Genomic DNA, 12552 nt, shown 5'->3' with positions numbered 1-12552 from the left:
TCATCTCCGGACAGTGATTGGCTGGATGTTTGCTGTAATTTTCCGCTGCAGGTCGGCCTGACGCTCCGCTGTAATCGGAAAGCCGCGCATGATGAGTATGGCTGTCAGTTTCAGGATGACCGGGGCCACGCCGTAGAGCAGGGAAAGGGTCAAGAGTGCATCGGCATCATTGCTGCCGCCGGCCTGGAAACCGGCAGCGTCCAGAACGGGAAAAGCGATGCCGACGGCAAGGGCAAGGGCGAGCTTCGTTGCCATGCCCCAGAGAGCGAAATAGAGACCGGCGCGGCTGCCGCCGCCGTCCGCCGTGTCAACGTCCACCACGTCGGCCTGCATGGAGGGGGGCAGCACCAGATCGGCGCCCAGGCAGGCTCCTGTACCGATGCAGATGGCGAGAAAGGCAAGGTAGTCGCCGGGACCGAGCAGCGGGACGAGGGCGAAGATCGCGCTGTTTGCCAGCATGGCCGCGATCCAGGTGCGGTGCTTGCCGGCCCGGCGGCTGACGGCAAGCCAGACCGGCACGCCGAGAATCCCGGCGAGGAAATAGACCAACAACAATATGTCCGTTTCGCCCGGCAGACCCAGCCCCTTGTCCACGAAGAGCACGAACAGCGTGGCCGCGAACCCGTTGGCCAGACCGTTCAGCAGATAGGCCAGGATGAGCCGGAGAAAGGGTTTGTTGCGGAGCAGGAGTGCGGTGCCGGCGCGCCAGTCGAGCCGTATGTGTATCGGGGTGGCGGGCTTGGGCCGTTCCGGCATGAAGCGGGCGGCGATGGTGATCGCGGCGGGCAGGGCGATCACCAGAAACAGTGCGAGCACGGTGAGAACGGTGCTGGTTTCCTCGCCGCCGCCCGCTGCGGACACGATGGCCGGCATGCCGGCGGCGACCAGTGTGCCGAGGACCAGCATGCCTTCACGATAGGCGGTGATGCGCGAGCGCTCGTGATAGTCGCCGGTCAGCTCCGCGCCCCAGGCTGTGTAGGGCAACTGCACCATGGTCCAACCGAGATAGAGCAGGGCGCTCCAGCCGAACAGGTGGAGTATTCCGGCGCCTTCGGGAGGCACGAAGAGCATGTAGATGGCGACACAGGTGATCGGCGCCCCGGCGAAGAGCCAGGGCTTGCGACGGCCGAACCGGGTTGTGATCCGGTCGCTCAGCAGGCCGATCAGCGGATCGGAGACCGCATCCCACAGCCGGGCCAGAAGCAGGGCGAAGCCGACGGCCTCGAGGCTGAGGCCCCGGTTCTGCGCATAGAAGGCCGGCAGGAAGATGAAAAGCGGCACGCCCAGCCCGGCCAGCGGCAGGCCCGGCAATCCGTAGGCAAGCAATTGCCATCGGGAATAGCGCGCGGGGGAGCGGCCGGCAGGAGCTGTGGCGGTCATCCGCTCAGGCGTGCTTCAGTGCGATCTGGCGGACATCGATGAGGCCGGCGCGAAACCCGCCCTCGCAATAGCAGAGATAATATTCCCACATCCGCCGGAACCGCTCGTCGAAGCCGAGCGGGGCGATCTCCGGCCAGCGGGAGAGGAACCGCTCCCGCCAGATGGCGAGCGTGCGCGCGTAATCCGTGCCGAACCCGTCATTGGCGACGCATTTCAGGCCGGAAGCGTCGAAATGCCCGGCCAGACGGTTGGTCGATGGCAGCATGCCGCCCGGAAAGATGTATTTCTGGATGAAATCCGGGTTCCGGCGATAGGATTCGAAGTCCCTGTCGTTGATGGTGATGATCTGCATGGCGGCGCGGCCGGTATCCGTCAGCCGCGCCTTCATCTGATCGAAAAAGACCGGCCAGTATTGCTCGCCGACGGCCTCGAACATCTCGATGGAGGCGATATGGTCGAAGCGACCGTCCACATCGCGGTAGTCGCACAGCTGGATCGAGACCTTGTCCGAAATGCCCTCGCGTTTGGCCCGTTCGATCGCGTAGTCGTGCTGTTCCTGAGACAGCGTGATGCCGACGACGCGGGCACCGTATTCCCGGGCGGCGACGGACGCGAAGCCGCCCCAACCGCAGCCGATTTCCAGCACGGTCTGGCCGGACTCCAGCTGCAGCATGTCGGCGATGCGCCGGTATTTCCGGCGCTGCGCCGGCTCAAGGTCGTCCACACCCGGCTCGAAAACGGCCGACGAGTAGGTCATGCTTGGGTCCAGCCATTTCCCGTAGAAGGCGTTGCCGATGTCGTAATGATGGGCGATGTTGCGCCGGCTTCCGCTCCTGGTGTTGCGGTTGGAGAAGTGCCCGAGGGTTTTCATGAAACGGCCGAAGCGGGTTCCGTCGATCGCTTTGGCGAGCGCGGTTCGGTTGGCGGCGCCGAACGAGAGCAGGCTTGTCAGGTCCGGGGTGTCCCAGGCGCCGTCCATATAGTCTTCGCCGAAACGAAGGTCGCCGCCGAACAGAAGGCGCCGGCATACCGCATCGCTCCGCAACTGCAGATGCGCCTTCGGACCGGGTTCGGCCCCCTTGATGACATGCAGCTGCCCGTTCGGAGCCAGCACATGCAGCTCGCCGACGCGGACCGCTTTCAGCATCATCAGCACGGCCCGTGTCCAGGGCATGAATGCATCCCGTTTCGTCGGAAAAGTGCCGCCCATCGTGGCAGATAATTCATAGATCTCGCGATCAGTCATTCCAGCTCGCCCCATTCGTGGTCACTCGACTTACGCAGTGCGTTGTCCAGTGGATGATTTATTGATGACGGTGATTGGTTTTTCCGGTGCATCCGGCCGCTTGTGGAAAATCGCCCCCTTGATCCAGAGCCTCAAGGCTTCCCAATGGATGCCCGCCACCACCTTTGCCGTGAGCAAGGGATAGAGCAGGGCCATCTTCAGCAGAGTCCGGTCCGTCATGGCCTCTCGCGTGCCCGTGTGGGTCGCAACCAGGATCTCGCCTTCCGGGGTATCCTGACGGATCAGGATGGAGAGTCTGTCGCCGGGTTCCTTCAGCCGGAACCGATAGGTCGCGGTCATGTCCATGAAGGGAGAGACATAGAAACCCTTCTCGCAGCTCTGCCGGATCGTGCCGCCTGTGGCCTGGTCCGGTTCGACCGGTATCAGGTAGCAGTGCTGCTGGCCGAATGTGTTCTTCACCTCGTAGAGAATGGCCTGGAGAGGGCCCTCCTCATGATGGCAGAAATAGATCGAGATTGGATTAAAGACATATCCGAAAATTCTTGGAAAACAATGTAATAAAACTTTTCCTTCATGTGATTCAAAGCCAGCCGCATGGAGCTGTTCCCGGACCCATTCTAGGGCGGGCCTGCCATCGCGTGTTGCATGGTCCCTGTCGAAGAAGGAGAACAGGTTGAACCGGTTGTGGGAGAAAAGACGGAGCCTGGCGGAGAGCGCATCGACCTCCTGCAGATCAAGCAGCATGGAGAAAACCCGGTAGGCGAAACGGTGCCTGAACGGGATCAGCCGGGCATGCGTGACCATGCCGCGATAAAGCCCGGACCGCAGCTGAGCGGCTGTCCCGGATTGCGTGCTTGCCGCCGTCTCAGTCATCACCGGCCGCCTGCCCTGCTGCATCGGTGCCGGACCAGACCTGCAGGTGCCCGTTGGCCGGCGCAACATCCGATTCCCACGGCGGTGATACGCCAAGGTTCAGGGCGACGGCGATGGCCGCTTTCAGGCCGTCCTCGTGGAACCCGTAGCCGCAATAGCTGCCGCAGAACCAGGTATCCCGGACGCCCTGAATGGTGTCGAGATTTCCCTGCGCCGCCACGGCGGCAGTGTCAAACACCGGGTGGGTATAATTGAAACGCGCGAATTCCAGAGCCGGGTCGGGGTCCGTGAGCGGGTTCATGGTGACGAAGAGCGGATATTTCTCGTCGATGCCCTGCAGGCGGTTCATCCAGTAGGTCAGCGCGACGGCACGGTCCATGTCCCGCCGGCCTTCGGCCAGATAGTTCCAGGAAGCCCATGCCATGCGCCGTTTCGGCATCAGCCCCGGATCCCGGTGCAGGACTGCGACATTATCCTGGTAGGAAAAGCAGCCGAGCAGGGCGCGTTCAGCGTCGTCCGCATCGCTCAGCATGGCCAGGGCCTCGTCGCCATGGGCGCCGATGACAATCTGATCGTAATAGGTTTCCGAGCCGTCCGGCTCACCGACCATGACGCCGGATTCGAGGCGCCGGATGCGGCGGACCGGGTGCCCGGTCCTGATCTTGCCGCCGCGCTGTTCGATCGCCGCGGCGAGGCGCTCGACATAGCACCGCGCGCCACCGTCGACGGTAAACCATTGCGGCCGGTTGACATGCTGCAGCAGGCCGTGATTGACGAAGAAACGCACGAAGCTGCGCGCCGGAAAGGCCAGCATCGTCTCGACCGGACAAGACCAGATCGCGGCGGCCATCGGCAGCAGGTGATCATAAAGGAAACCGTCGCCATACCCTTCGCGCTTGAGGAATTCCCCGAGAGTCAGGTCCGGCGCGTTCTCCTCCTCGAGCAGGCGCGGGGCAGCGGCGAAGAACCGCGCGACATCGGCCAGCATCCGGTAATAGCCGGGTTTCAGGAGATTGCCCGGCTGAGCCAGCAGCCCCCTGAGTGAGCCTTCATATTCGAGCGCGCCGTTGCCCACGGAGACACTGAAGGACATGTCGCTCGGCTTCGTTGGCACATCAAGTGCGCCGAACAGGCTGATCAGGTTCGGATAGGTCGCTTCATTATAGACAATGAACCCGGTATCGACCGGTATCTGCTCGCCGTCATAATCCACGGAAACCGTGTTGCTGTGGCCGCCGAGCCGATTGTTCGCTTCATATACGGTCACCTGATGGCGCGACGACAACAGCCATGCCGCGCTGAACCCGGCGATGCCGCTTCCGATAACAGCTATGCGCATTCCCATACTCCCCGGGCGAAAACTTTATTCATAATTTTCCATATTGTGCAGGTTTTGTATGTGCTTACGCACACGCGGCGATATCGGGCCAGGATCCGTTTTTCAGATCCTTGAAAGCGGCAAGCGCTCTGGCCCGGCCAAGACCGAGATCGATGATCGGGGACGGGTAATCCGGTGCCGGGTTCCCGGGAGCCTCCCATGGCTTGTGCAGGTACCGGTCTGGGACGTCGGCGAGTTCGGGCACCCAGTGGCGGGTATAGCCGCCGCCGGAATCGAATTTCTCTCCCTGCAGCACCGGGTTGAAGATCCTGAAATAAGGAGCGGCGTCCGCACCGGACCCGGCGATCCATTGCCAGGATGCGGCATTGTTGGCGAGGTCGGCATCCACCAGCGTATCCCAGAACCAGGCCTCGCCCGCGCGCCAGTCGACCATCAGATGCTTGACCAGAAAGGACGCGCAGATCATGCGCACCCGGTTGTGCATGTAGCCGGTCTGCCAAAGCTCGCGCATGCCGGCATCGACGATCGGAATGCCGGTCTGCCCGCGCTGCCAGGCATGCAGGGGCTTCTCGGCAGTGTCCCACGGAAAGTTCTCATATTCCGGACGCAGGCAGGCCTCCGGCAGATCCGGGTTGTGGAACAGCTGGGCATGGGAAAATTCGCGCCAAACCAGCTCTTTCAGAAAATGCTCCGGCGATCCACTGAACGGGTCGCGACCGGTCATGAGGCAATGCGCTATTGTGCGGTGCCAGACCTGGCGCGGCCCGATTTCGCCGAAATGCAGATGTGGAGAGAGGCGTGAGACCAGCGGTTTGGACGGGAAATCCCGTCCCTTCCTGTAGTCGTCGAGTGCCGTCTCCAGGAACCAGTCCAGCCGGTCCCGGGCGCCGGTTTCGCCGGGATGCCATATGGCCTTGAAGCCGGATGCCCAGTCCGGATTGCGTGGCGTGAGCTGCCAGTCGTCAAGCCGGTCGCCGGCCAAGGGGCCCTCAAAGCCGGTTATCGCCTCCGGAACGGCAAGTTCAGGCGGCGGATCGCCGAGAAGGCGCATGGCCCGCCAGTAGGGCGAGTAGACCTTGGGCGGCGTGCCGGTCTTGGTCTTTACCTCCCAGGGTTCGAACAGCAGTGCCGCATTGAAGCTCTCCGCCGCGATGTCGTCTTCCCTGAGGGCCTTTTTAAGGGTGCCGTCCCGGCGTGTGGCGTACGGCTCGTAGCACCGGTTCCAGTAGACGGCCTGTGCGCCGGTTTCGGCCGCCAGGGTGCGGATCTGCACGGCCGCATCGCCGCGCCGCAAATGCAGGGTGCAGCCATGTTCTGAAAGAGCGTCGGCAAGCGCGTCGAGGCTGTGGTGCAACCACCAGCGGGAGGCACCGCCGAGGGCCCATTTCCCCGGTGTCTCGTCATCGAGGACAAAGACAGGAAGGATCGGTGCACCGGTTGCGGCGGCAGCCGTCAGGGCCGGGTTGTCCGCCAGTCTGAGATCCTGACGGAACCAGAGAATTATCGGTTTTTCACGCACGCATCCATCCTTCCCAGAACCCGAAAGCGATACGCCGGCGCGCGGCGGGCGGATCACTTCGTCTCAACAAAGCCGATCGACCGGAAACCGGTAAAGGCGCTTCGGGCCGAGGAAGAGAACGTCGAGATTTCTGCCGAGGACGGCGCGGATGGCCGCGTCCCGGACATTCAGGCCACCGGTCAGGGCGCCGAAGGCCGGCATGATCAGTCTTTGTCCGTTATGGGCGAAACAGCGGCCGCTCAGAGATTTCTGGCGGGTCCGCACCCGCGCCGAGGGATGATAGTGGCCGCTAACCTCGCCGCTGACCGGGGCCTTTGCGGCCTCGTGCCGGAAGGTGAGGGCGCCCACGGTCATTTCGGACAAATGTCTGCCGGGCAGGTCACCGGGCAGTACCGGGTCGTGATTGCCCGTGATCCAGCACCAGTCACGCCCGGCGACCAGCGGGGCGAGCGACGCGCGGTCGCTGTCCGCCATCCGTCCCGGCCCGCCGGTATCATGAAAATTGTCGCCAAGGCAGATCACGGTCCCGGGCCGGTAATGGTCACAGGCCGTAGCCAGCCGCTTGAGGGTCTCCGCCGTATCGTAGGGGGGCAGATGGATGCCTTTCGCGGCGTAACTCGATCCCTTTTCCAGATGCAGGTCTGAGACGACGAGCAGGGACCGGTCCGGCCAGAACAGGATGCCGGAAAGATCCGCGATCAGGGTGACGCCGTTGAGGATAAGCGGTTCAGAAGCCATGGCGCTGCTTTGGCCGATCCCCGGAACCGGGTCAAGGGGCATCCAACCTGGCCCGCTGACCAATATATTTAACAATCCTGATTTCAGGGCGGGATTCTAACTTAATGCAACAATACCAATTGACTATCTGGTTGTCCCTTGTTGCAGTGCGTCTCTCTTTGCATTCAAAAACATGTGACCGTACCTAAAAGGACTTGCGCATATGCGCTCAAGTCCTATGTATCAGCAACGTTTAGAAGTCGCTGTTAAAAGACTGCCTCGCCGCCTTGCCGGTCGACCAAGTTCCTTCTCCGACATTTTTGAGCGTTAACTTCGGTCTGTGGCATTGTGCGGCGGACCGCTTAATCTGTCGTGAAAGGTATTAAATCATGACGACTGGTACTGTTAAATGGTTCAACGCAACCAAGGGCTATGGCTTCATCGAACCGGAAGACGGCTCGAAGGATGCTTTCCTTCACATCACCGCGCTTGAGCGCGCCGGCATCGCCAGCGTCGACGAAGGCCAGCGGGTCTCGTTCGATCTGGTCCCGGGCCAGGGCGGCAAAATGTCCGCCGAGAATGTGAAAGTCCTCTAAAGACGCCGAATACATTGAACGGGGGCGGTTCCTGATCGCCCTCGTTCGGTCTTTCTATCTACGGGCCGCGTTCGATCAATTGTGATCCGCCGCCGACTTTAAAATCTTCAAGGTAATTATGAACTTCGAGACTACTTTCCTGACCAATTATGGCCTGCAGAACTACGTTTCCTTTTCCCGATCAAGCGGTACGAACCTGTTTTCGATCAAGGGCTCGGAGAGCCCGAAAATGATCAACCATGCCCGCTACATCATTTCTGAAATGTATGACGGTATCCCGGACGTCGTCGTCAACTAGCGCGACGTTTCTGCGAGAGCCTCCACCCCCGTCCCTCCAACCTGATGCGAAGTCGCCGGGCCTAGATCGGCAGCCGCGCCTGGAGTGTTCCTCCGGTCGCCTCGGCAACCAGATCGGCCTCGGCTTCTTCGAGCAATGTATCGAGTGCGCCGCCATGAACCTGTTCCTTGCCGATTTCGAGCAGGATGGGCACCGCTAGCGGGGAAACCCGGTCGAGCGGGCGTATGTCGATCTTTCCCTGCACCTGAACCAGCAGATCCGCCAACCGGCGGATGTCGGTCAGGCCGCGGGCGGCGTCCGCCCGGGTGGCGCGCAGCAGGACATGGTCCGGCTCGTGACTGCGCAGCACGTCATAGATCAGATCCGCATTGAAGGTGACCTGACGGCCGGTCTTCTCATGTCCGGGAAGCTTGCGCTCGATCAGGCCGGCGATCACCGCGACGTTGCGGAAAGTCCGCTTCAGCAGGGTCGATTCCGCCATCCATTCCTCAAGATCATCGCCCAGCATGTCCTGGTCGAACAGCGCCGCCACATCCTCCGCCCGCGGCGCCTTCAACCCCCAGATCGCAATCACATAATCGGTGGCAACGAAACCGAGCGGGTCGAGGCCCGCCCGTTCCATCCGCCGGGTGAGCAGCATGCCGAGGGTCTGGTGCGCGTTCCGTCCGGCAAAACAATAGGCGACCAGATAGTACTTTCCGGCGCGCGGAAAGATTTCCACCAGCAGCCGGTCCCGTTTCGGCATGACCGAGCGCCATTGCTGCATGCGCAGCCAGTCCTCGACCGGTGCCGGCAGGGCTGGCCAGTTCCCGTCATCCTCCAGCATCGCCCGGACCCGGTCCGACAGGTGCGTCGTGAAGGGCAGGCGGCCGCCCATATAGGCCGGGATCTCCGGCTCCTCGCCTTTTCCGGGACTGACTTCCACGACGGTCTCGCGGACGCCTTCAAATGTCAGCAGCTGTCCGGCGAACAGGAAGGTGTCGCCCGGTGTCAGGCCCTGAACGAAATATTCCTCGATCTCGCCGAGGAACCGGCCTCGGCGCATCCGGACCTTCAGCGTGATGGCCTCGACGATGGTGCCGACATTCATCCGGTAAGACCGGGCGACGCGCTGATTGACGACGGTCAGCAGCCCGTCCGGTGTCGGCCGCAGCCTCCGGAACCGGTCATAGGTGCGCAGGGCGTAGCCGCCGTCCGTCACGAAACGCAGAACGGCGTCGAAATCTTCCCGGCTGAGTTCGGCGTAGGGCGCGGCGGTGCGGACTTCCTCGTAAAGCTGATCGGGATGAAACAGGCCTGCGCAGGCGGTACCGAGGATATGCTGGGCCAAAACGTCCAGTGCGCCCTCGCTCGGCAGGTCCCCGTCGAGGGTCATCTCGTTCACCGCATCGATGGCGGCCTGGCATTCCAGCACCTCGAACCGGTTTGCCGGGATCAGGATGGCCCGGCTGGGCTGATCGAGCCGGTGATTGGCCCGGCCGATCCTTTGCAGCAGGCGCGAGGAGCCTTTCGGCGCACCAACCTGGATGACCAGATCGACCGCCGCCCAGTCGATCCCGAGATCGAGCGAGGAGGTGGCGACGACGGCACGCAATCCACCTTTCGACATTACCGCTTCCACCTTGCGCCGCTGTTCCGCGGCGAGCGATCCGTGGTGCAGGGCGATCGGCAGGTTCTGTTCGTTGATCTTCCAGAGCGCCTGGAACAGGATCTCCGCCTGTGCCCTTGTATTGACGAAAACCAGCGTGGTCGCGGCGCCGCAGATCTGCTCGTAGATATCCTCAACCGCGTAGCTGCCCATATGGCCGGACCAGGGGAAATGCCCGCGCCCGATCATGATCCGGACCTCGGCGGCGACGGCACCGCCGCCGCTGACGCGTTCGACCGTGCCGCTGCCGGTCTTGCCCGTTGGCGACAGATAGGCTTCCAGCGCGTCCGGATAGGCGACTGTGGCAGACAGCCCGACGCGGCGGGCCTCCGGTGCCAGCTTTGCCAGGCGGGCCAGGCCAAGTGACAGCAACTCGCCCCGCTTGTTCGGTGCCAGCGCATGCAGCTCGTCGATGACGATGGTGCGCAGCCGCCGGAATATCCGGGGGGCATCGGCATAGGAAATCAGCAGGGCGAGGCTTTCCGGCGTGGTCAGCAGGATATTCGGAGGATTTCCGCGCTGGCGCTGCTTCTTCGATTGTGGCGTATCGCCGGTCCGGGTTTCCGCCGTGACCGGCAGCGCCATCTCCTCGATCGGCAGCGTCAGGTTGCGATGAATATCGACGGCCAGAGCCTTCAAAGGCGAGATATAGAGAGTGTGGAGGCCGTCATAGGGCGCGTCGGCGAGTGCGATCAGGCTGGGCAGAAATCCTGCGAGGGTCTTGCCGCCGCCGGTCGGGGCAATCAATAGGGTGTGCTTGCCCGCCGTCGCCGCGCGCAGCATGTCGAGCTGATGTGGATGCGGGCTCCAGCCTTTTTCCGCGAACCAGTCGCGGAATGTGTCCGGCAGACCGGCCATGTCCGGTGGTATCTGGGCGGCGGTATCAGGCATTCTGGAAAGGTGGCTGCCGGACCGGGTTTCGGCAAGAGACTAAAGTGCCCCGGCTTTGTCCGGTCCGGCGCCGAACCGGATCGTCACACTGCGCCCGGATACCACGCCGGCTGGCGCTTCTCCGCGAAACTTTTCAGGCCTTCGGCCGCTTCCGCCGACTGCCGTTTCGCCGCGTGCTGGGCAACAAGTTGCTCGAAATAGGATTCGGACAGGGTGATATTGGCGTGTTCCAGCACGACCTGTTTGGTCTGAGCCATGGCCTCGGGGGCGGAGAGCAGCAATTGCTCGATCACTGGTGCGGCGGCCTCGTCCAGGGAGCCGGTCGCGCAGACCTCATGTACCAGACCCATGTCCGCGGCCTTTGCAGCGCCGAACCGTTCGCAGGTAAGGGCGTAGCGGCGGACATTGCGCGGACCCATCGCGGCGTTCAGATGCGGCACTATGATGCCGGCCATGACGCCCCAGCGCGCCTCGGTGATGGCGAAAATGGCGTCCTCGCTGGCGATCACCACATCGCACGCCGCGACAATGCCGACACCGCCGCCGAAACAGCCGCCATGCACCAATGCGATGGTCGGTTTCGGGAAATCGTTCAGGCCGCAGACGGCCGACGCGGTGCGGCGGGAAACCGCAACATTCTCTTCCGGCGAGAGTGCGCCGATGGCATTCAGCCATTTCAGATCGGCGCCGGCCTGGAAATGCTTACCGTTGCCCCGAAGCACGACGACACGGACCTTGTCGTCCGCGGCGCAGTCGCCGAAAGCATCGATAAGCCCCTGGATGACGTCGCCGTTATAGGCGTTGTTCACGTCCGGCCGGTTGATGGTGACTGTGGCGACGCCGCGTGCGTCTTTGGCAAGCAGGACAACGGGTTCGGACATGGAGAGCCTCTTCGTGCGCTGGAAATCGACTCCGGACGGAGCCCGCGAAGAGTAGGCGCTGATGCCGAACTGTCAAACCGCAGTCTGGATGTGGACACTAAATAAGCCGGACGCGCGTCTCCGACGCTGATCCGGCTTTGTTGTTCGTGGCTGCGAAGGTCAGGCGGCTTTCTGGGCCGCCTGGGCGTTTTTACCGAGCGCGCCGGTTGCATCGTTATGGCGCGCCAGCCCGTCTATCATTTCCAGAGCGGCTTCAGCCTGCAATACAGACCATTTCCGCTGGGTTTCGGCAAAGTAGACCCGTGGGCGCTTGGTGTTTTCGGTAATCATGTGGAACTCCTCTGGCGGCGATCGTCTCTCTTAATTCTGCATACAAGATCGTTATTGGCCGGTGAAATGAGAATGCTGCATTGCAGCATTGAATTGATGCTGAAACGAGAGCAATAACGTCGACTACTATCCATTGATGCAAGAACGGCCATCTATGTCGGACTGGCCTCGCTGGCCGCTCTCAGTTAAGTTCCGGCATCTGCAAAACCCGAGATTTCGAGGCTCCCTTGAACAGTTCCGATATCACTTCCCGCATCAAGATGATCCTGGATGCGGAAGCCGCTGCCATCAACGCGATCACGGTCGATGAGAGCTACGAGAAGGCGCTGGATTTTCTTCAGGGCACGCCGGGCAAGATCATCACCACAGGCATGGGCAAGGCCGGCTTCATCGCCCATAAATTCGCGGCGATTCTCAGTTCCACGGCGTCGCCTGCCTTCTTCATTCATCCCAGCGAGGCCGCTCACGGCGATCTCGGCATGGTCGCGCCGGGGGATTGCATCGTCGCCTTCTCGACCAGCGGCAAGACCCGGGAAGTGCTGGAATTCATCGAACTCAGCCGGCATGTCGATGCGGGCAAGGTGATCGGCATCACCTCGCATCCGGACAGCGGCCTGCGGGATCTTTCCGATGTGATCATCGATATGGGCGCGGTGAAAGAGCCATGCCCGCTTGGTCTGACGCCGTCGGCCAGCATGGCCGTCATGTCTGCTGTCAGCGACGCGCTGGCGCTGGTGCTGATGGAGCGCAAGGGCGTGACCCGGCACGAATATGGACTTCGCCACCATGGCGGCTATCTCGGTAAGCAGGCACGAACGGACAATATCGAGTAGG

At 62.3% G+C, this 12552-nt stretch carries 12 protein-coding genes; 3 read left to right on the top strand and 9 right to left on the bottom strand.

All coding sequences use genetic code 11. From position 1 onward, the window contains the following. The 6 genes from RH950_RS14475 to pdeM all read right to left on the bottom strand — a co-directional run bounded on the left by RH950_RS14475 (window position 1) and on the right by pdeM (window position 7095). Entirely contained in the window at window positions 1–1380 is a 1380-nt protein-coding gene (locus tag RH950_RS14475) for an MFS transporter (protein WP_350057942.1), read from the bottom strand. Between the two features lie 4 nt (window positions 1381–1384). After that, entirely contained in the window at window positions 1385–2626 is a 1242-nt protein-coding gene (locus RH950_RS14470) for a class I SAM-dependent methyltransferase (protein WP_350057940.1), read from the bottom strand. A gap of 30 nt (window positions 2627–2656) precedes the next feature. Beyond that, window positions 2657–3499: a DUF1365 domain-containing protein gene (locus tag RH950_RS14465; protein ID WP_350057938.1), complete on the bottom strand. Its 843-nt coding sequence runs from the start codon at window positions 3497–3499 to the stop codon at window positions 2657–2659. Further along, a complete protein-coding gene (locus tag RH950_RS14460) occupies window positions 3492–4838 on the bottom strand; it encodes an NAD(P)/FAD-dependent oxidoreductase (protein WP_350057936.1) in 1347 nt (448 codons plus the stop codon). The genes RH950_RS14465 and RH950_RS14460 overlap by 8 nt, the downstream gene beginning before the upstream one ends. Before the next feature lie 64 nt (window positions 4839–4902). Continuing rightward, on the bottom strand, window positions 4903–6357 hold the full coding sequence (locus tag RH950_RS14455; protein WP_350057934.1) for a cryptochrome/photolyase family protein: 1455 nt from the start codon (window positions 6355–6357) through the stop codon (window positions 4903–4905). Window positions 6358–6420: 63 nt separating this feature from the next. After that, window positions 6421–7095 (bottom strand): ligase-associated DNA damage response endonuclease PdeM, encoded by a 675-nt coding sequence (gene pdeM / locus RH950_RS14450; RefSeq protein ID WP_350057932.1) that lies wholly within the window; start codon window positions 7093–7095, stop codon window positions 6421–6423. A gap of 368 nt (window positions 7096–7463) precedes the next feature. Here pdeM and RH950_RS14445 point away from each other — a divergent pair, with 368 nt between their 5' ends. After that, window positions 7464–7670, top strand: a complete 207-nt coding sequence (locus RH950_RS14445) for a cold-shock protein (protein WP_350057930.1) — start codon at window positions 7464–7466, stop codon at window positions 7668–7670. Between the two features lie 118 nt (window positions 7671–7788). Continuing rightward, window positions 7789–7968 (top strand): hypothetical protein, encoded by a 180-nt coding sequence (locus RH950_RS14440; RefSeq protein ID WP_350057928.1) that lies wholly within the window; start codon window positions 7789–7791, stop codon window positions 7966–7968. Window positions 7969–8029: 61 nt separating this feature from the next. Here the strand turns inward: RH950_RS14440 and RH950_RS14435 are convergent, their stop codons facing one another. The 3 genes from RH950_RS14435 to RH950_RS14425 form a co-directional block, all read right to left on the bottom strand. Next, entirely contained in the window at window positions 8030–10507 is a 2478-nt protein-coding gene (locus RH950_RS14435) for a ligase-associated DNA damage response DEXH box helicase (RefSeq protein ID WP_502889782.1), read from the bottom strand. An 83-nt stretch (window positions 10508–10590) separates the two neighbouring features. After that, window positions 10591–11388, bottom strand: coding sequence for an enoyl-CoA hydratase-related protein (locus RH950_RS14430; RefSeq protein ID WP_350057926.1), 798 nt, complete (start codon window positions 11386–11388; stop codon window positions 10591–10593). Between the two features lie 159 nt (window positions 11389–11547). Further along, window positions 11548–11718, bottom strand: a complete 171-nt coding sequence (locus tag RH950_RS14425) for a hypothetical protein (RefSeq protein WP_350057924.1) — start codon at window positions 11716–11718, stop codon at window positions 11548–11550. 227 nt (window positions 11719–11945) lie between these two features. On the opposite strand from RH950_RS14425, the gene RH950_RS14420 reads away from it, so the two are divergent. Further along, window positions 11946–12551, top strand: coding sequence for an SIS domain-containing protein (locus tag RH950_RS14420; RefSeq protein ID WP_350057922.1), 606 nt, complete (start codon window positions 11946–11948; stop codon window positions 12549–12551). Window position 12552: the final 1 nt, after the last annotated feature.

It is taken from the genome of Nisaea sp. (genome assembly GCF_040217065.1).
Lineage (GTDB): Bacteria > Pseudomonadota > Alphaproteobacteria > Thalassobaculales > Thalassobaculaceae > Nisaea.
This window is presented reverse-complemented; position numbering and strand designations above follow the sequence as displayed.

Bases quoted from the DNA above. Each gene is read 5' to 3' on its own strand.
- RH950_RS14475 (WP_350057942.1), bottom strand. From the start codon at position 1,380: ATGACCGCCACAGCTCCTGCCGGCCGCTCCCCCGCGCGCTATTCCCGA.
- RH950_RS14470 (WP_350057940.1), bottom strand. From the start codon at position 2,626: ATGACTGATCGCGAGATCTATGAATTATCTGCCACGATGGGCGGCACT.
- RH950_RS14465 (WP_350057938.1), bottom strand. From the start codon at position 3,499: ATGACTGAGACGGCGGCAAGCACGCAATCCGGGACAGCCGCTCAGCTG.
- RH950_RS14460 (WP_350057936.1), bottom strand. From the start codon at position 4,838: ATGCGCATAGCTGTTATCGGAAGCGGCATCGCCGGGTTCAGCGCGGCA.
- pdeM (WP_350057932.1), bottom strand. From the start codon at position 7,095: ATGGCTTCTGAACCGCTTATCCTCAACGGCGTCACCCTGATCGCGGAT.
- RH950_RS14445 (WP_350057930.1), top strand. From the start codon at position 7,464: ATGACGACTGGTACTGTTAAATGGTTCAACGCAACCAAGGGCTATGGC.
- RH950_RS14440 (WP_350057928.1), top strand. From the start codon at position 7,789: ATGAACTTCGAGACTACTTTCCTGACCAATTATGGCCTGCAGAACTAC.
- RH950_RS14435 (WP_502889782.1), bottom strand. From the start codon at position 10,507: ATGCCTGATACCGCCGCCCAGATACCACCGGACATGGCCGGTCTGCCG.
- RH950_RS14430 (WP_350057926.1), bottom strand. From the start codon at position 11,388: ATGTCCGAACCCGTTGTCCTGCTTGCCAAAGACGCACGCGGCGTCGCC.
- RH950_RS14425 (WP_350057924.1), bottom strand. From the start codon at position 11,718: ATGATTACCGAAAACACCAAGCGCCCACGGGTCTACTTTGCCGAAACC.